Origin of the sequence: Proteiniborus ethanoligenes (assembly GCF_900107485.1) — a bacterium.
Classification (GTDB): domain Bacteria; phylum Bacillota; class Clostridia; order Tissierellales; family Proteiniboraceae; genus Proteiniborus; species Proteiniborus ethanoligenes.
Window position 1 is genome coordinate 1 of sequence record NZ_FNQE01000019.1, and the last position, 18,071, is coordinate 18,071.

Genomic DNA, 18,071 nt, shown 5'->3' on the forward strand with positions numbered 1-18,071 from the left:
AATGTCTTTATCAGGAAATCGTAGGTAGGTCAAACGCAATGAGAACCAAATTTGCACGACTGGAGGGAGTGAACAAATTTGTGTTTCGAAACTGCTGAAAATAATCTGAATTAATTATACTTTTATATCAAATAATAATAGCTATAAAGGATGAAAGGGTGAGAAGCATTGAATACTAGGTTGTTTATTATTGCAATAACGCCAGCAATATCCATAGCAGTTGCTGTATACTTAAGTGATAGATATGATAGAGAGCCCATTTCTCTATTAGCTAAAACATTTATATTTGGTGCATTGTCAGTTATTCCCACTATAATTGTAGAAAGATTTCTCTCATCAATAAACATATTCTCAGGATTATTAGGAATAGCATTTACAGCATTTGTAGTTGCAGGCTTTACTGAAGAATTTTTTAAGAGGCTAGTAGTACTTAAGTTAATGTGTAAGGATAAGCATTTCGATGAAAAGCTAGATGGAATAGTATATGCTGTGTTCTCTGCCTTAGGCTTTGCAACAGTGGAGAATATAATGTATGTAGTATTTAGATTTAGCTATAACCCGTATATAGGATTATATAGAGGAATTTTATCTGTGCCTGCGCATGCTATTTTCGGAGTGACTATGGGCTATTATTTATCCTTAACTAAATTTGCATCAAATAAAGCAAGGGAAAGAGCAAATCATAGGAAGTCTTTATACATGCCTTTAATCTTGCATGGAACCTTTAATTTTATACTAATGGCTGGAATTCCCCAGTTTGGAATAGTATTAGCTCCTTTTGTAATATATTTGTGGATAAGTAGCCAAAGAAAGTTAAACACATATATTTTTGACTCTCAATCAAGATTCGACAGATTAAACCTAGATGACGAAGAATAAGATAAAAGAGTTATAGAAATAATTTTAGAAATAATATAGAATAGATAAAAAGATGTTTATTATTTCAAGGAGAGAATGATTCCAATGAACAAAAAAAGGCTTACTTTAGGAATTATCATAGTACTATTCTTTATATCTTTATTATCCGCTGGCTATATTGGGGAGAAAATTAAATCTATACATAGGGATGATATTCTCGCTGGTGAAATTGAAGTAGAGGATCCCAATTCTGAAGATTTAGAGACAATAGCTAAGGAAGAGGAAAAGCTTCCTTCAAACATAGAAGTTACAGTCACAGCAGTTGGGGATATAATGTTTCATGCTCCTCAGATAAAAGGCGCTTATATACCTGAAAAAAAGGAGTATGATTTTAATTTTTCTTTTGAACATGTGAAGAAATATATAGAAGCTGCTGACCTAGCTATTGCAAACTTTGAAACTGTAACAGCTGGAGATGAATATGGCTATAGAGGGTACCCAATGTTCAACTCTCCCAAATCATCTATTGAAGCATTAAAAAATGCTGGTTTTGATGTGCTCTCCACTGCAAATAATCATAGCCTAGATAAGGGAAAGAAAGGAATAACAAACACTATAGATAATATTAATGAATATGGGCTTAAAAATGTAGGAACTTATAAAGAGCCTACTGACCAAATATATATACATGATATAAAAGGTATTAAAGCAGCTATTCTAGCATATACATATGGTGTAAATGGACTAGAAAGCTTGCTAACACCAGAAGAACTTGGCTATATGGTAAATATAATTAGAGAAGAAAAAATAAAAGAGGATATAGCAAAAGCTAAAGAAAATAATGTAGATGTGACGATTGTATGTATACATTGGGGAAATGAATATCAAAGACAACCATCAGAGTTTCAAACTGATTTAGCTAGCAAAATGTTTGAGTGGGGAGCCGATATTATACTAGGAAGCCATCCCCATGTAATTCAAAGGTCAGAAATGATAGAGCATAATGAAGATAAGAAATTCATAATATATTCAATGGGTAATTTTTTATCAAATCAAAGAAGAGAGACACTAAGCATTAATAACAGAAATTATACAGAGGATGGAGTCATAGTACAGCTAACTTTGGAGAAGGATTTTTCATTAGGAAAGACTATAGTAAAGGACGTGGACTATATCCCTACATGGGTTTATAGATATGGGGAAACTGGTGTGCAAAAGCATGTCATATTGCCTACAACTGAATATTTAGAAGGAGATAGTAATAGCTTAAGCAAAGAGGTTATGAAGAAAATACAAGAGTCCTATAACAATACAATTAAACAAATGAACTAGAGATATAAAAACATCTCTAGTTTTTTTCGATAAAGCATATTAGCAAATAAGGAAGACAAAATCAAGTGAGGATTTCTATGGAATACATGGAATGAATATGCATAAGCCCAATAGGAAAAGCATAATGTAATTTTCTGCAAAAATTACTATTCTAGTCTTTATTCACTATTTAAATATAAGTATATTTATTATATAATTAAGAATAGGACTAATAGTTAAATATAATCTTTTGAGGTGCGACAATGCAATATTTTACAAATTTATTTTTAAACATAAGATTTAGAGATGTTATAGATATTTTAATAGTTGCTTTTGCTTTTTATAAGCTGTTTATGCTCATAAGAGAAACTAGAGCAGAGCAGCTTATTAAAGGAATTGTAGTTTTGCTTGTGGCTACAAATCTAAGCGAAATCTTAGAGCTATATACTGTATTTTGGATATTTGAAAAGACTATGACGGTTGGAGTTATTGCTCTTTTGATTGTATTTCAGCCAGAGCTTAGAAGGGCCTTAGAGCATATTGGTAGAACAAGGTTTTTTACTAAATCCTTTGCAGAGATAAAAGACGAAGACATAAACACATTGGCTGAGGAAATTGTAGAGGCTGCTGCATCTCTTTCCAGACAGAAGATAGGTGCTCTTATAGTTTTTGAAAGAGAAACAGGGCTTAGTGAAGTTGTAGATACTGGCACTAGGATTAATGGTAAAGTATCCAGCGGACTTTTAATAAATATTTTTATACCAAACACACCTCTTCATGATGGGGCAGTAATAATAAGGGAAGATATGATAAGAGCAGCGGGCTGTTTCCTACCATTAACTGATAATGCAAACCTAAGTAAGGATATAGGAACTAGACATAGGGCTGCCCTTGGAATAACTGAAAGATCTGATAGTGTTGCCATAATAGTTTCTGAAGAGACAGGAGTTATCTCTGTGGCAGAAAACGGCGTATTGACAAGATATTTAGACATAAAAGCACTAAGAGAGATATTAGTTAACATGTACAAGCCTAAGTCTCCAAAGACAAACTTTTTATCTAAATGGAGGGATAGGTATGAATAAAGGAAAAAGAAATAATATTACTATAAAAATCGTATCTGTGTTGATAGCAGTTATTATGTGGTCATATGTAATGAGTGAGGTTAATCCAATACGAACTCAAGAGTTTCCTGGTATAAAAGTTAACTATTTAAATCAAAACTCATTATCAGAGTCAGGACTTCAAATAATGGAGCCTATAGAAGCTACAATTTCGGTAAAGCTAACAGGTAGAATAAGTGATATTAAATCTATTAATCCAAATGATATAATAGCACAAGTTGACTTATGGGGTTATTCTGAAGGCTTAAATAGGGTTCCTGTAGAAGTAAAGGTTCCTGAAAATGTTTCATTAGAATCCACTAATCCTAAATATATACAATTTAAGATGGACAGCATAATAACTAAGGAACATAAGGTGTTTTTAAGAACTACTGGAAAAACAGAAGATGGTTATACTCTTGGAGAAGAAGATATAAGACCTAGTACTGTACTGATAAAAGGTCCAAGAAGCTGGGTAAACCTAGTGTCTAAGTGTGTGGCTACAGTGGAGTTAACCAATATAACATCAGACATAAAGACTAGCGTGCCTATTAGAGCAGTAGATGATAGTGGAAATGAGGTTAGGGGAATAGAAAAAGAGCCTAACACAGTAGAAATAGGAATCGTAATGCTTAGAACTAAAAACATATCAGTTGAACCCAGAATCAAAGGAGCACCTTTAGATGGATATGAAATTACAGATATCCAGATAAGCCCAGCTAATGTAATGATAAAAGGGCGAGGCGAAATATTGAAAGATATTGAGTTCATAGAAACAGAGCCAATAGATGTTGAAGATATTAGTGCTTCAAAGGAAGTATCAGCAAATATTGTACTACCCGAAGGTGTAGAGCTTATGGGTGGAGGTTCTAAAACATCAGTTAGTGTAAAAGTAGAAAAAATAGTTGAAAAAGATATAGAATTAAATACAAACAGGCTAACCTTTATTAATTTAAATACTAGATTATATATAGATAAAGAAAGCTTGCCAGAGACAATAACATTGACTGTTAGAGGAACGGAAAGCATAATTACAGAGCTAGATGAGAGAGATGTTACATTCTATGTTGATTTATCAGGTCTAGAACTAGGAACCCATAATGTAAACATTAAGACTATAATTCCTGATAATGTAGAGCTCATAAACATAAATCCTGACACTATTCAACTGAACATTAAAGATGAAGTTTAGACCTTTTTAAGGAGGATAAATTTGAGAAAAGACCTTGAAGTAGTTCTAAATTCAACATATGATGCCATGCTTGCAATAGATAAGGATGGCATCATAACAATATTTAACAAAGCAGCTGAAAAGCTTACGGGGATAAAATCAGAGGATGCTCTAAATAAATTTGTTGTAGATGTAGTTCCAGATACAAGATTAATGCATGTAATCAGAACAGGTGAGCCTGAGCTTAATAAACAGCAGAAGCTAGGAGATATTATGATAATAACTAGCAGAATGCCTATTAAAGAAGAAAATGGCCAAATCATAGGTGCTGTTGCAATATTTAGAGATATAACAGACTTTTTAGATTTAGCAGCCCAAATTACAAATTTAAAAGAGATACAAAGTATGCTTGAAGCCATTTTTCATGCAACTCAAGAGGCTATTTCAGTAGTAGACCAAAACGGAATAAACCTAATGATAAATCCTGCATATACAAAGGTAACAGGACTTAGAGAAAGTGATATTATAGGCAGACCTGCCTCTGCTGATATAGCAGAAGGGGAAAGCGTCCATATGAAAGTATTATCTACTAAAAAACCAGTAGAAAAAGCAAGACTTAAGGTTGGACCAAATAAAAGAGATATAATAGCAAACGCTGCTCCTATAATAGTAGACGGTGAGCTAAGGGGAAGTGTTGCTATACTAGATGATGTTTCTGAAATAATTAAGCTTACTAAGGAGCTAAAGGAAGCAAAGCAGATAATTAGAAAACTAGAAGCAAAATACACCTTTGACGATATTGTAGGCTACAATAAGCTTATAATTGCTGCCATTGAAAAGGCTAAAATAGCAGCTGATACTCCTGCCACAGTAATATTAAGAGGTGAAAGCGGAACAGGAAAAGAGCTTTTTGCACATGCAATACACAATTTAAGCAAAAGAAAATTTAATCAATTTGTTAGAGTAAATTGTGCAGCCCTTAGCGAAAACCTTCTTGAAAGCGAACTGTTTGGCTATGAAGAAGGGGCTTTTACTGGTGCCAGAAAAGGCGGGAAAATAGGACTCTTTGAGCAAGCAAGCGGAGGAACCATATTTTTAGACGAAATAGGAGACATAAGCTTAAGCACCCAGATAAAACTCCTAAGAGTATTGCAGGAAAAAGAGGTAGTTAGAGTTGGAGGAACAAAGCCAATAAGCATAGACGTGAGAATAATAGCAGCTACAAATATGAATCTAGAGGAAGCCATTAAGGATGGCAGATTTAGAGAGGATCTTTATTATAGGATAAATGTAATCCCAATAGTAATACCGGCATTAAGACAAAGGAAAGATGATATAAATATACTAGTTCATCATTTCATTAATATATTTAATCAAGAGTATGGTAGAAGTATATTGGACATTTCTGATTCTGCAATAGAAGCATTAAAAGGCTACGATTGGCCAGGTAATGTTAGAGAGCTAGAGAATATTATAGGAAGAAGCATTATCAATATGACTCATAACGAAAATATAATACAAGTAGCCCATTTACCCAAGCTAAATAGCAGATATGAAGGAGATAATCATGAGCTAGATTCATATATTAAGAGCAATAAGCAATATAGAGATATAACTCTTGAAGAGGCAAGTATAGAAGCAGAAAAGAGAGCCATTATATCAGCACTGAATAAGTATAATAATAACAAAACTCAAGCAGCAAAGGTCTTAAACATTTCTATAAGAACACTTTATTATAAGATTGAAAAATATAATATCCAAGCATAAGTGCAATTATTTGCAAACCACAGTACTTGCAAATAATTGCATGCAAAAAATTGCAAAACATGTTAGCTTAGATAAAAAGGCACAAGATTTTAAAGGTATAAAATATATTTTATACCTTTTTATATTGTGAATCCAACTCTACGGAGAAGGACGAAGGATATAAGATTTATATAGAAAAATATTGGCACAAATATTGCTATAATATAATTATTAGGTAATACACCTTAAGGGGGAGATATTGTGGAAAGAAAATATATTTTAGTAATAAATCCAGGCTCTACATCAACGAAGGTGGCTATATTTAATGGCGAGGAAAAGGTTTTCACCAAAAACATAGTACATCCAAATAAAGATATTGAACACTATAATAATATTATTCATCAGTATGATTACCGCCTAAATGTAATACTAGAATGGTTAAAGGAAGTAAATATTACACCAGATTTATTAAGGGCAGTTGTTGGACGAGGAGGTATGCTCAGACCTATGCCTGCTGGAACATATTTAGTTACTGATGCTATGGAAAAGGATTTAAAGGATGCTATAGGTGGAGAGCATGCATCAAATTTAGGAGGATTACTTGCTAGGGGAATCGCAGAAGAAGAGGGGATAAAGGCTTATATAGTAGATCCTGTGGCAGTCGACGAGATAAATGACATTGCTAGGATATCAGGTATGCCAGAAATACAGAGGAAATCACAGCTCCATGCATTGAATATAAAGGCAGTATCCCATAGATATGCTGCTGAACACAATATAGACCTGAAGAGCATTAACCTAATAGTTGCCCATCTGGGTGGGGGAATTTCTGTAGCGCCTATAGAAAAAGGACGGATAATAGATGTAAATAATGCAAATGAAATGGGACCATTTTCTCCAGAAAGGACAGGAGGACTTCCTGTAGGAGATCTTGCAAAAATGTGCTATTCAGGAAAGTATACCATCAATGAAATGAAGATGAAGCTTAAGGGCAAGGGTGGTTTAGTAGCTTATCTTGGAACTAATGATGCTAAAGAAGTAGAGGAAAGGATTAAGGACGGAGATGAAAAAGCAAGGCTTATATACATGGCCATGGCATATGGAGTATCTAAAGAAATTGGAGCGATGTCTACAGCACTATATGGGAAAGTAGATGCAATAATACTAACAGGAGGATTAGCTCACTCAAAGCTGCTTACGGATAAAATTCAAAGCATGACAAGATTCATAGCGCCTGTAGTATTATATCCAGGAGAAGATGAGCTAGAAGCATTGAATCAAGGTGTACTTAGAGTATTGAAAGGACTAGAGATAGAAAAAATATACGAAAACGAGGTGGATATTTATGATTAAAAGCTTTGAAGAGGTGTTACAATTAGCTAAAGCCCGTGGACCTAAAACTATAGCTGTGGCAGTTGCACAAGACAAGGAAGTACTTTTAGCAGTAAATGAAGCAAAGAACTTAGGAATAGCAGATGCAATCCTAGTGGGAGATAAGGAAGAAATTATCAAGATAGCCAACCATATTGCAATGGACTTAAAGGAGCTTCCAATTATAGATGTTAAGGATACTATAGAAGCCTCAAGAAAGGCAGTAGAACTCGTCAGCACAGGTGAAGCACATATAGTAATGAAGGGTTTAGTTGATACCTCAATTATCCTTAAAGCAGTTTTAGATGAAGAAATTGGTCTTAGAACAGGCAACATATTAAGTCATGTTGCAGTATTTAATATAGATACATATCATAAGCTACTTTTAGTTACAGATGCTGCTATGAATATAGCTCCAGACATAAATCAAAAGAAGCAAATCGTAGAAAATGCAGTATTCCTAGCACATTCTCTAGATATAGAGAATCCAAAGGTAGCAGTAATATGTGCAAAGGAAAAGGTAAATCCTAAAATGCCTGCAACAGTTGATGCAGACCAGCTTGTAGGGATGAATAACAAAGGAATTATAAGTGACTGCATGATAGGTGGCCCCTTTGCATTAGACAATGCAATATCAAGAGAAGCTGCATTTCACAAAGGTATAAGTCATCCTGTAGCAGGAGATGCTGATATTGTCCTTGCTCCAAATATAGAATCAGGAAACATACTGTATAAGGCTCTAGCATTTTTAGCAAAATCAAAAAATGCTGGTATTATAGTAGGAGCAAAGGCTCCAATAGTGCTTACATCAAGAGCAGACAATGATGAGGCAAAGCTAAACTCCATAGCTTTAGGAGTGCTGATGGCATCAAAAAAATAAGGGGGAAGAAAAATGACACAAGTATATAGACTTTTGGTTATAAACCCAGGCTCTACTTCTACTAAAATTGCTATATTTGATAATGAAAAGCTTGTTCTAGAAGAAACCTTAAGACATTCCTGTGAGGAATTAGAAAAACACACTACAATATTTGACCAATACGAGTTTAGAAAAAATATAATTTTAGAAATATTAAATGAAAAAGGAATAAATATTACAAAGTTAAACGCTGTAGTAGGAAGAGGAGGCTTATTAAAGCCTATACAAGGAGGAACCTATAGAGTTAACGAAAAGATGCTAGATGATTTGAAAAAAGGTGTGCTTGGAGAGCATGCTTCAAACCTTGGGGGCGTTATAGCAAATGAGATTGCCTCCCAGCTAAATATTCCATCTTTCATAGTAGATCCAGTAGTGGTAGACGAAATGGAAGACATAGCCAGAGTTTCAGGGATGCCTGAGATAGAGAGAAAAAGTATATTTCATGCTTTAAACCAAAAAGCTGTTGCTAGAAGATTTGCTAAGGAAAAGAGAAAAAGATATGAAGACATTAATCTAATAATTGCTCACTTAGGTGGTGGAATTTCTGTAGGTGCTCATAGAAAAGGGAAAGTAATAGATGTGAACAATGCATTAGATGGAGAAGGACCATTTTCACCTGAAAGGAGTGGAGGCCTTCCAGTAGGAGATTTAATGAAGCTTTGCTATTCTGGGAAATACACATTAGATGAAATAAAGAAAAAAATAAAAGGTAATGGAGGACTTGTAGCATATCTAGGAACAAATGATGGGAGAAAAGTAAGCAGTATGATTGAGGCAGGAGACCAAAGAGCTAAGCTAGTATATGAAGCAATGGCATATCAAATAAGTAAAGAAATAGGCAGCTTAAGCACAGTACTAGAAGGGGAAGTAGATGCAATTATATTAACAGGTGGAATAGCTTATGACAAAGAGTTTGTATCTTGGATTAAGGAAAGAGTAGAATTTATTTCAGAGGTTATAGTATATCCAGGAGAGGATGAGCTTATAGCATTAACTGAAGGAGGACTTAGGGTGCTAAGAGGAGAAGAAGAGGCTAAAGAGTACCTATAAACACAAAGGGTGATGAAAATGTTAAATGACAATAGAATTAGAATCATAGTAGGACACTATGGCAGTGGTAAAACAGAATTTGCAGTAAATTATGCTGTTAAGCTGGCCAAATTAGGGAAAAAGGTAACTCTAGCTGATTTAGATGTGGTAAATCCATACTTTAGGAGCAGAGAAAAGGAAGAAGAGTTGGAAAGACTAGGAATCAAGGTTCTAGGAAGCTCTATTAAAGGAGGTGCTGTAGACGTACCTTCTGTGTCCGCAGAAGTTTATGGGCCATTACAGGACAATAGTGTAGAGGCCATATTAGACGTAGGAGGAGATCCGGCAGGAGCTAGAGCCTTAGGCAGATATTACAGCTATTTTGAAGAAGGAAAATATGATATGCTTTTTGTAGTCAATGCTAATAGACCTGAAACTCAAACACTAGATAATGTATTAAAATATATACGAGAAATCGAAGGAGCATCCAGAGTTAGAGTAACAGGGCTCATAAATAATACTCATTTACTAAAGAGTACTACAGTAGAGGATGTATTAGGGGGACAAAAGCTAATAGAAGAGGTATCTGATTTTTTAAATATACCCATAAAGTATGTATCAGCCTTAGAGCATGTGGCAAAAGATCTTCCACATGATATAAAAGGAGAAATATTTCCTATAAACTTATTCATGCGAGAAGATTGGATGATATAGTCTGATTTTTATCTCGTTAATTCTTAATCTTTAATTCTTAATTAAACCAAAGGGGGGGAGACAAATGGCAAAGGCAAAAGGTAAGGTTACCTTTAATGAAGACAGATGCAAAGGCTGTGAGCTATGCACAACAGTATGTCCTACAAAAATCGTAGTGATGAATAAGGAAAAAATAAACGTAAAGGGGTACCATCCAGCAACAGTAATCGAAATGGAAAAATGTATTGGATGTGCAAATTGTGCACTAATATGTCCAGATACAGTAATAACAGTAGAGAGAATAATGGTTGAATAACTTTAAAGGAGGGAGATTAAATGTCTAAAGTCTTGATGAAAGGAAATGAGGCTATAGGTGCTGCTGCTATTAAAGCAGGATGTAAATATTTCTTTGGCTATCCTATTACGCCACAAAATGAGTTGCCTGAATACATGTCGAGAGAATTACCTAAAGTTGATGGAGTTTTTCTACAAGCTGAAAGTGAAATAGCTGCTATTAATATGGTTTATGGTGCAGCTGGAGCAGGAGCAAGGGTAATGACATCTTCTTCAAGCCCTGGAATCGCATTAAAACAAGAGGGAATATCATATACTGCTGGAGCTGAGCTTCCATGTGTAATAGTTAATATAGTAAGAGGAGGGCCAGGCTTAGGTGGTATACAGCCTGCTCAGTCTGATTACTATCAGGCTACAAGAGGAGGAGGAAATGGGGATTATAGACATATAGTATATGCCCCAGCAAGCATTCAAGAAGCAGTAGATCTAGTTATGGAGGCTTTTGACGTAGCAGATTATTATAGAAATCCTGTAATAGTCCTTGGTGATGGAATGATAGGTCAGATGATGGAACCGGTAGAATTTAAGGAGCCTGTGAAAAGAGAGCTACCTCCAAAGGATTGGGCAACAGTAGGAACAAAAGGAGAAAGAAAGCCTAATGTTATTAATTCATTATATATAGATCCTAAAGCGCTAGAGGATCATGTTATAAAGCTAGAACAAAAATATGCTAAAATGAAGGAAAATGAAGTTAGATACGAAGAATACAACCTTGAAGATGCAGAAGTAGTTATAGTAGCTTATGGAACCACATCTAGAATAGCTAAAAATGCTATTGCAAAATGTACAGAGGAAGGAATAAAAGTAGGACTTATAAGACCAATTACATTGTGGCCATTCCCAGATGCAGCATTTGATAAAATTACTGATAAAACTAAAGCAATCCTTACAGTAGAAATGAGTACAGGTCAAATGATAGATGATGTAAAAATAGCCATAAATGGAAGAAAGCCTGTTTATTTCTATGGCAGAACAGGTGGTATGGTACCTACTCCAAATGCTATCCTAGAAGAGATAAAGAAAATCGTTGGGGGTGACAAATAATGGCCATAGTATTTGAAAAAACTAAAGGACTTACAGATAAGCCTTTCCATTATTGCCCAGGCTGTACCCATGGTATTATTCATAGATTAGTAGGAGAAGTATTAGAAGAGCTAGGAGTTTTAGGAGATACTATAGGGGTAGCACCTGTTGGCTGTGCAGTATTTGCATACGATTACTTTAATGTTGATATGCAAGAAGCAGCTCATGGTAGAGCGCCTGCTGTAGCTACAGGAATAAAAAGAGTACACCCAAATAAAGTTGTATTCACATATCAAGGAGACGGAGACTTAGCATCTATAGGAGCAGGTGAAATAGTGCATGCTGCCGTTAGAGGAGAAAAGATAACTACCATATTTGTAAATAACGCTATATATGGCATGACTGGGGGACAAATGGCTCCAACTACATTAGTAGGACAAAAAGCAACTACAGCACCATATGGTAGAGATGAAAATCATGCAGGAAAACCAATTAGAATGGCAGAAATGCTAGCAACTATTGACGGAGCAAAATTTGTAGAAAGAGTTTCAGTACATGATCCAGCCAATATTAGAAAGGCTAAAAAGGCTATAAAAAGTGCCTTTGAGCTTCAGCTATCAGGAAAGGGCTTCGGTATAGTAGAGGTTCTTTCAACATGTCCTACAAACTGGGGAACTACCCCAGTAGAAGCACTTAATTGGTTAAAAGAAAATATGATTCCATATTTTCCACTAGGTAATTTAAGAAAACCTGAGGAGGTGGAGTAAAATGGAAGAAAGATTAATAATAGCTGGTTTTGGTGGTCAAGGTGTTATGTCTATGGGACAGCTGCTCACATATTCAGGCATGATAGAAAATAAAAATGTTTCATGGCTTCCATCCTATGGTCCTGAAATGAGAGGTGGAACTGCAAACTGTAGCGTAATAGTTTCAGAGGACCTTATAGGCTCTCCTGTAGTTACAGAAGCATCTACAGCAATAGTAATGAATAAACCATCTCTAGATAAGTTTGAGAAGGATGTTATAGAAGGTGGAAATCTTCTAATAAATAGCTCACTAATAGATAATAAGGCTAAGAGACATGACTTAAAGGCATACTATATTCCTGCAAATGACATAGCAAACGAGCTAGGTGATAATAGGATAGCTAATATGGTTATGCTAGGGGCATACCTAGAACTTACCAAAGCAGTTGAAATAGAGTCAATTATTGAAGCCTTCAAAAAAGTATTTGGAGAATCGAAGACACATTTAATTCCAATGAATCAGCAGGCACTAGAAAAAGGAGCAGAAGCAGTTAGAGTACTACTGTAAGAATAAAAAACCTCCATATGGTAAAGATATCTATTAAATAGATCAAAAAATGGAGGTATTAGAATGAAAGACATCTTAAAGTCACAATTAGAGTCCTATAAAAGAGACAATAGTAAAAAAAGCAAACAAGCCATGCTATCTACTCTGAATGCCATGGTAGGGACAATGACAAATAATGACAGCTCAACATTAAATTCAATACAAACAGCTAAAAGTGCTTTAACAAGTAGCTCTAGCAATAAAAATGAGATAGTTCAATCAGTAGAAAATGTAATATCAAATCTAAGTTAAAATCATATAGTTTTATGTGATAAAGAATTACTTAAAAATCATGGATAAATATCAGTTTTCATACTGATTGCTCCATGATTTTTTTGTAAAATTATATAATAGGATTAATATGTGGAGGTTTTTAAAAATTATTATAGAATAAGGTATATAGCAAATAAAAGAGGTGGAGAAATGAAAGAAATAAAATTTACAGACATAGATGGAATCAAAGTAGGCCATGAACAAGATTTAGAAGCTGCTACAGGCTGCACTGTAATAATATGTGAAGAGGGAGCTACTGCAGGAGTAGATGTAAGAGGAGGCTCACCTGGAACTAGGGAGACAGATCTATTAAACCCTGTAAATATGATACAGCAAATACATGCAGTTATGCTATCAGGAGGCAGTGCCTTTGGATTAGACGCTGCATCTGGAGCTATGAAATATTTAGAAGAAAAGAATATAGGCTTTGATGTTGGAGTAACCAAAGTTCCGATAGTTTGCTCAGCTGTGTTATTTGATTTAGTAGTGGGAGATCATAGAGTAAGGCCAGATATGATTATGGGCTATAAAGCTTGCAGTAATGCCACTGACAAAGAATGCCTAAACGGAAGTATAGGGGCAGGGACAGGAGCTACAATAGGCAAGCTTTTAGGTCTAGAAAGAGCCATGAAAGGTGGGCTAGGTAGCTTTGCACTACAGGTAGGAGATTTAAAGGTGGGAGCAATAGTAGCAGTAAACTGCCTAGGAGATGTTGTGGACCCAAAAACTGGGGAGATAATAGCAGGATTATTAAACGAAGACTTACATACATTTGCTGGAACAGAAAATTTAATGGCAGCACAATATGATAGCAAGAAAAACATATTTAGTGGAAATACGACAATAGGAGTAGTTGCAACTAATGGAAAATTTACAAAATCAGAAATCAATAAGATAGCCTCTATGGCACACAATGGATATGCTAGAACCATGAGGCCAGCACATTCAATATTTGATGGAGACACTATATTTGCATTATCAACAGGAAGCGTTCAAGCAGATATTAGTACAGTAGGATTTTTAGCAGCTAGAGCTATGGAGCAAGCAGTTATAAATGGAATAAAAAATGCAGAGTCCTTGCAGGGAATAAAAGCATATACTGATACAAAATAAATATTTATTCAAATCTAATAAACTATATCTATTATATTTACATTTTTTGTTTGTAGATAGACTTTAGTTATGTTATTATTAAAAATGGAATAAATTCATAGGGAGTAAATCCTCCCTATGAATTGCCAAATATTTTCACTAGTATTAGCTTTTAAATCTTATTACTAAAGTAAAGGTGGTGTTGCTTATGATACATGAAAGTAAAAACTAAATATTAAGCGCCAGAGCTCAATATTTTGAGTTGACGAGGACATGGTTTATCGAAAATTCGGCGGATGCCATGCGGTGCAGCTACCATCGTTAGTAGTCCTACAAATACCACAAGTGATTGTGGAGACAAAAGGATTAAGTAGATATAAACTCATTAAAAAATGGGTTTGTTTGCCATGCTCAAAAACAGAGCATAAATGTATATTAATACTTTAATGATTTAACTTAAATGTAAGTGGATTTAAATGCTGATAGTGATAATAATATAGATAAAAATATTGAAGAAGGTGATATATATGTGTGGAATAGTTGGATATATAGGAGATAAACAGGCTACTGATATACTTATTGAAGGACTTGAAAAGCTTGAGTATAGAGGATACGATTCTGCAGGAGTTGCAGTATTAAACAATAGTAGAATGCATTTAAGAAAGTATAAAGGCAGATTAAACATATTGAAAGAAAAGATTGAAGAAAATCCAATAGAAGGAGTAGTAGGTATTGGGCATACTAGATGGGCAACTCATGGTGAGCCTTCAGATGTTAATTCTCACCCCCATAAAAGCAGTGATAATAAGATTGCAGTAGTTCATAACGGCATCATAGAAAACTATGCTGAAATTAAGGAAGGACTACAAGAAAAGGGATATAGCTTTGTATCCCAGACAGATACAGAGGTTATAACTCACTTGTTAGATTATAATTATAAGGACGATATTTTAGAGGCAGTAAAGAAGACAATTCCCATGCTTGAAGGAGCATATGCACTAGGAATAATTCATAGTGATTATCCAAATATGATGATAGCCGTTAGAAAGGATAGTCCACTAATAGTAGGCATAGGGGAAGATGAAAATTTCATAGCTTCGGATATACCTGCAATATTAAAGCATACAAGAAATATATATATATTAGAAGAAGGAGAAATGGCAGTAATAAAAAAAGACAGTATAAAGCTTATGACAATAGATGGAGCACCAGTAGAAAAACAAGTATATAGAGTAACATGGGATGTAGAGGCAGCAGAAAAAGGTGGATATGAACACTTTATGTTAAAAGAAATATATGAGCAGCCAAAGGCTATTAAGGATACATTATTGCCAAGACTGAGAAAGTCTGATGAAATAAAGCTAGATAGCATAAAAATAACTGTGGGAAATATAGAAAATCTGAAGAGAATATATATAATTGCATGTGGTACAGCTTATCATGCAGGACTTCTTGGCAAAGACATGATAGAAAAACACACTAAAATACCAGTAATAGCAGAAATAGCATCTGAATTCAGATATAGTGAGCCCCTTATAGACAAAGAAACATTGATGATAGTAGTAAGCCAGTCTGGTGAAACAGCAGATACGTTAGCTGCCCTTAGATTAGCAAAGGAAAAGGGTGCAAGGGTCATAGCAGTAACCAATGTAGTAGGAAGTACAATATCTAGAGAAGCAGATGATGTGTTTTATACATGGGCAGGTCCAGAGATTGCAGTAGCCTCCACAAAGGCATATACTACCCAGATAGTATCCCTTGCATTGATAGCATTAGACATAGCTATAAAAAAGGGTAGTATTTCAAATGAAAAATATAAACTAATACTAGAGGAGCTTAAGTCTATTCCATCAAAGATAGAAAAAGTGTTAGAAGATTCGGAGGAAATAGAGAAGCTTGCAGATATCCTATGTAAAAAAGAGAATATTTTTTTCATAGGAAGAGGGATAGACTATCATGTGTCTAGAGAAGGCTCACTAAAGCTCAAGGAAATATCCTATATACATTCAGAGGCAATGGCAGCAGGAGAGCTAAAGCATGGTACATTAGCACTCATACAAAAAGACACTCCAATAATAGCTTTAGTAACACAGGATAAGCTATATGACAAAACAGTAAGTAATATAAAAGAAGTAAAAGCAAGGGGGGCATATGTAATAGCAGTAGCAAAAGAAGGAAATACTGACATAGAGAAGTCAGTAGATAATGTAATATATATTCCAGAGATAATAGACGAAATATCCTCATTAGTAAGTATAATTCCCCTACAACTATTATCATACTATGTAGCATACAAAAGAGGCTGTGATATAGATAAACCAAAAAATTTGGCAAAAAGTGTAACGGTAGAATAGATTTTGTCGAGAAAAGGTGGATTTTATTCCTCCTTTTCTTTTTTTCTCTAATATTTAAGAAATATAAATTTAAAAATCTTATTTATCTAAACACTTTGCAAATTATGGTATAATACAGACAGGATTATCCATTATGCTTTGAAGCCATAAAAAACTTAAATAATGAAGAAATAAGATGAAGATAACAATTATTAATAGAAAATTATTAGAATTGGAGGTTACCATGGATAAATCTAGAAAATTAGCTGGAAGTCTAATAAAGTATCATAGGGAAAGACTTGGAATTACCCAGAAAGAGCTATGCAGTGGTATATGCGTAGTTTCTCATTTAAGTAAGATCGAGAACAATAAGGTAGACTCAAGCCCACAAATTATTCAAGAATTATTTCAAAAATTAGGTATGAATTATTATGATGATGAAGATTTTATTAAAAAAAATCAATATAATTTTGAAAAGTTTTATTCTAATATCAACTATCATAGGAAGACAGACAGTATAGTTGAAGAAATTATAAAAGAGAAAGATAGACTTATTAATAGTCCTTTAATCATAGATTATCTTTTAGTTGAAGCCTATTCTGATATCAACAAACATAACAATATAAAAAGACTTTCTGAACTAGAAATCTACATGAACACACAGCAAATAGGTTGGTTCTATATAGTAAAAGCTTGGAATTGTGGTAAAAGCAAAGAGGATAATGTTAGAGAGTTACTCTCTAGAAGCTATGCATTATTAAGAAACAGTTATTCATTATTAACATTGATGAGTCTTGAATTAGGAGAAGGAAATTTTTACAAGGCTATAGAATTAGGCTCTGAGACTATAAGTCTAGCACTAATTGAAGGCAATGTGATGGCAATAGCCAATGTTAACTTGCTTATAGGCAACTGCTATGCTGCACAAAATTTACCAGATTTAATGTTGCCTTATTATGAAAGAGCTAAGAATATTCTTTTTGAATTAGACAGGCAGGATTTAATCGCAGCTATTAATTATAATATTGGAGCTACTTTTTTTGAGAGTGGTCAGCATGAAAAGGCCTTATATTATTTAGAAAAATCACATGACAAAAGATCAATGGAGGATTATTCTGCATTTCTTTTATATCATAAATTAGGCTTAGTGCATTTGAGATTAGATAGCAATAATAAGGCTAAAGATTATATCGAGAAAGCAAAAGAAAAGTTGAACCTATTATCGGAAGACTATGATGTTAATTCTCTCATGATAGAAGTAGCTGAATTACAGCTAGAAAATGGTTATTTGGATAATCCAGTTTATTTAGAGAAATTGGAGAAGCTATGCAGGATATTAAATGTTCAACATCCTAAAGGATTTTATCTTTTTCACAAAAGGATGTTAGAGCAAGTATATTGTCACTTAAGGCAATACAAAAAAGCTTACCTTCTTAAATAAG

Annotated in this window: 17 protein-coding genes; all 17 read left to right on the forward strand. The window is 34.3% G+C overall.

Features of this window, described 5'->3' with window-relative positions; translation table 11 throughout:
* The first annotated feature begins 168 nt into the window (after positions 1-168).
* The 17 genes from BLV37_RS08830 to BLV37_RS08910 all read left to right on the forward strand — a co-directional run bounded on the left by BLV37_RS08830 (position 169) and on the right by BLV37_RS08910 (position 18,070).
* Positions 169-879: a PrsW family intramembrane metalloprotease gene (locus BLV37_RS08830; RefSeq protein WP_091730167.1), complete on the forward strand. Its 711-nt coding sequence runs from the start codon at positions 169-171 to the stop codon at positions 877-879.
* Positions 880-963: 84 nt separating this feature from the next.
* Positions 964-2,190 (forward strand): CapA family protein, encoded by a 1,227-nt coding sequence (locus BLV37_RS08835; RefSeq protein WP_176967931.1) that lies wholly within the window; start codon positions 964-966, stop codon positions 2,188-2,190.
* Between the two features lie 242 nt (positions 2,191-2,432).
* Positions 2,433-3,254 (forward strand): diadenylate cyclase CdaA, encoded by an 822-nt coding sequence (gene cdaA, locus BLV37_RS08840; protein ID WP_091730172.1) that lies wholly within the window; start codon positions 2,433-2,435, stop codon positions 3,252-3,254.
* On the forward strand, positions 3,247-4,464 hold the full coding sequence (locus BLV37_RS08845) for a CdaR family protein (RefSeq protein WP_091730175.1): 1,218 nt from the start codon (positions 3,247-3,249) through the stop codon (positions 4,462-4,464). The genes cdaA and BLV37_RS08845 overlap by 8 nt, the downstream gene beginning before the upstream one ends.
* Before the next feature lie 21 nt (positions 4,465-4,485).
* Positions 4,486-6,210 carry a sigma-54 interaction domain-containing protein gene (locus BLV37_RS08850; RefSeq protein ID WP_091730177.1) on the forward strand — a complete coding sequence of 575 codons (1,725 nt, stop codon included), beginning with the start codon at positions 4,486-4,488 and terminating at the stop codon, positions 6,208-6,210.
* A gap of 237 nt (positions 6,211-6,447) precedes the next feature.
* The gene (gene buk / locus BLV37_RS08855; RefSeq protein ID WP_280140130.1) at positions 6,448-7,542 is read left to right on the forward strand and encodes a butyrate kinase; all 1,095 of its coding nucleotides are present in this window, start codon (positions 6,448-6,450) and stop codon (positions 7,540-7,542) included.
* Entirely contained in the window at positions 7,535-8,440 is a 906-nt protein-coding gene (locus tag BLV37_RS08860) for a phosphate butyryltransferase (protein ID WP_091730181.1), read from the forward strand. The genes buk (BLV37_RS08855) and BLV37_RS08860 overlap by 8 nt, the downstream gene beginning before the upstream one ends.
* A gap of 12 nt (positions 8,441-8,452) precedes the next feature.
* Positions 8,453-9,529, forward strand: a complete 1,077-nt coding sequence (gene buk, locus BLV37_RS08865) for a butyrate kinase (RefSeq protein WP_091730184.1) — start codon at positions 8,453-8,455, stop codon at positions 9,527-9,529.
* Between the two features lie 12 nt (positions 9,530-9,541).
* Positions 9,542-10,222 (forward strand): nucleotide-binding protein, encoded by a 681-nt coding sequence (locus BLV37_RS08870; RefSeq protein WP_342026603.1) that lies wholly within the window; start codon positions 9,542-9,544, stop codon positions 10,220-10,222.
* A gap of 64 nt (positions 10,223-10,286) precedes the next feature.
* Positions 10,287-10,517, forward strand: coding sequence for a 4Fe-4S dicluster domain-containing protein (locus BLV37_RS08875; protein WP_091730189.1), 231 nt, complete (start codon positions 10,287-10,289; stop codon positions 10,515-10,517).
* A 20-nt stretch (positions 10,518-10,537) separates the two neighbouring features.
* The gene (locus BLV37_RS08880) at positions 10,538-11,599 is read left to right on the forward strand and encodes a 3-methyl-2-oxobutanoate dehydrogenase subunit VorB (protein ID WP_091730192.1); all 1,062 of its coding nucleotides are present in this window, start codon (positions 10,538-10,540) and stop codon (positions 11,597-11,599) included.
* Positions 11,599-12,345, forward strand: a complete 747-nt coding sequence (locus BLV37_RS08885) for a thiamine pyrophosphate-dependent enzyme (RefSeq protein ID WP_091730195.1) — start codon at positions 11,599-11,601, stop codon at positions 12,343-12,345. Before BLV37_RS08880 ends, BLV37_RS08885 begins: the two co-directional genes overlap by 1 nt.
* 1 nt (position 12,346) lies before the next feature.
* Positions 12,347-12,892 carry a 2-oxoacid:ferredoxin oxidoreductase subunit gamma family protein gene (locus BLV37_RS08890; RefSeq protein WP_091730198.1) on the forward strand — a complete coding sequence of 182 codons (546 nt, stop codon included), beginning with the start codon at positions 12,347-12,349 and terminating at the stop codon, positions 12,890-12,892.
* Positions 12,893-12,955: 63 nt separating this feature from the next.
* Complete coding sequence (locus tag BLV37_RS08895) at positions 12,956-13,183, forward strand: hypothetical protein (RefSeq protein WP_091730201.1); 228 nt, start codon at positions 12,956-12,958, stop codon at positions 13,181-13,183.
* A gap of 171 nt (positions 13,184-13,354) precedes the next feature.
* Complete coding sequence (locus tag BLV37_RS08900; protein ID WP_091730323.1) at positions 13,355-14,317, forward strand: P1 family peptidase; 963 nt, start codon at positions 13,355-13,357, stop codon at positions 14,315-14,317.
* Between the two features lie 506 nt (positions 14,318-14,823).
* Entirely contained in the window at positions 14,824-16,650 is a 1,827-nt protein-coding gene (glmS, locus tag BLV37_RS08905) for a glutamine--fructose-6-phosphate transaminase (isomerizing) (RefSeq protein ID WP_091730203.1), read from the forward strand.
* Positions 16,651-16,873: 223 nt separating this feature from the next.
* Positions 16,874-18,070 carry a helix-turn-helix transcriptional regulator gene (locus tag BLV37_RS08910; protein ID WP_176967932.1) on the forward strand — a complete coding sequence of 399 codons (1,197 nt, stop codon included), beginning with the start codon at positions 16,874-16,876 and terminating at the stop codon, positions 18,068-18,070.
* Position 18,071: the final 1 nt, after the last annotated feature.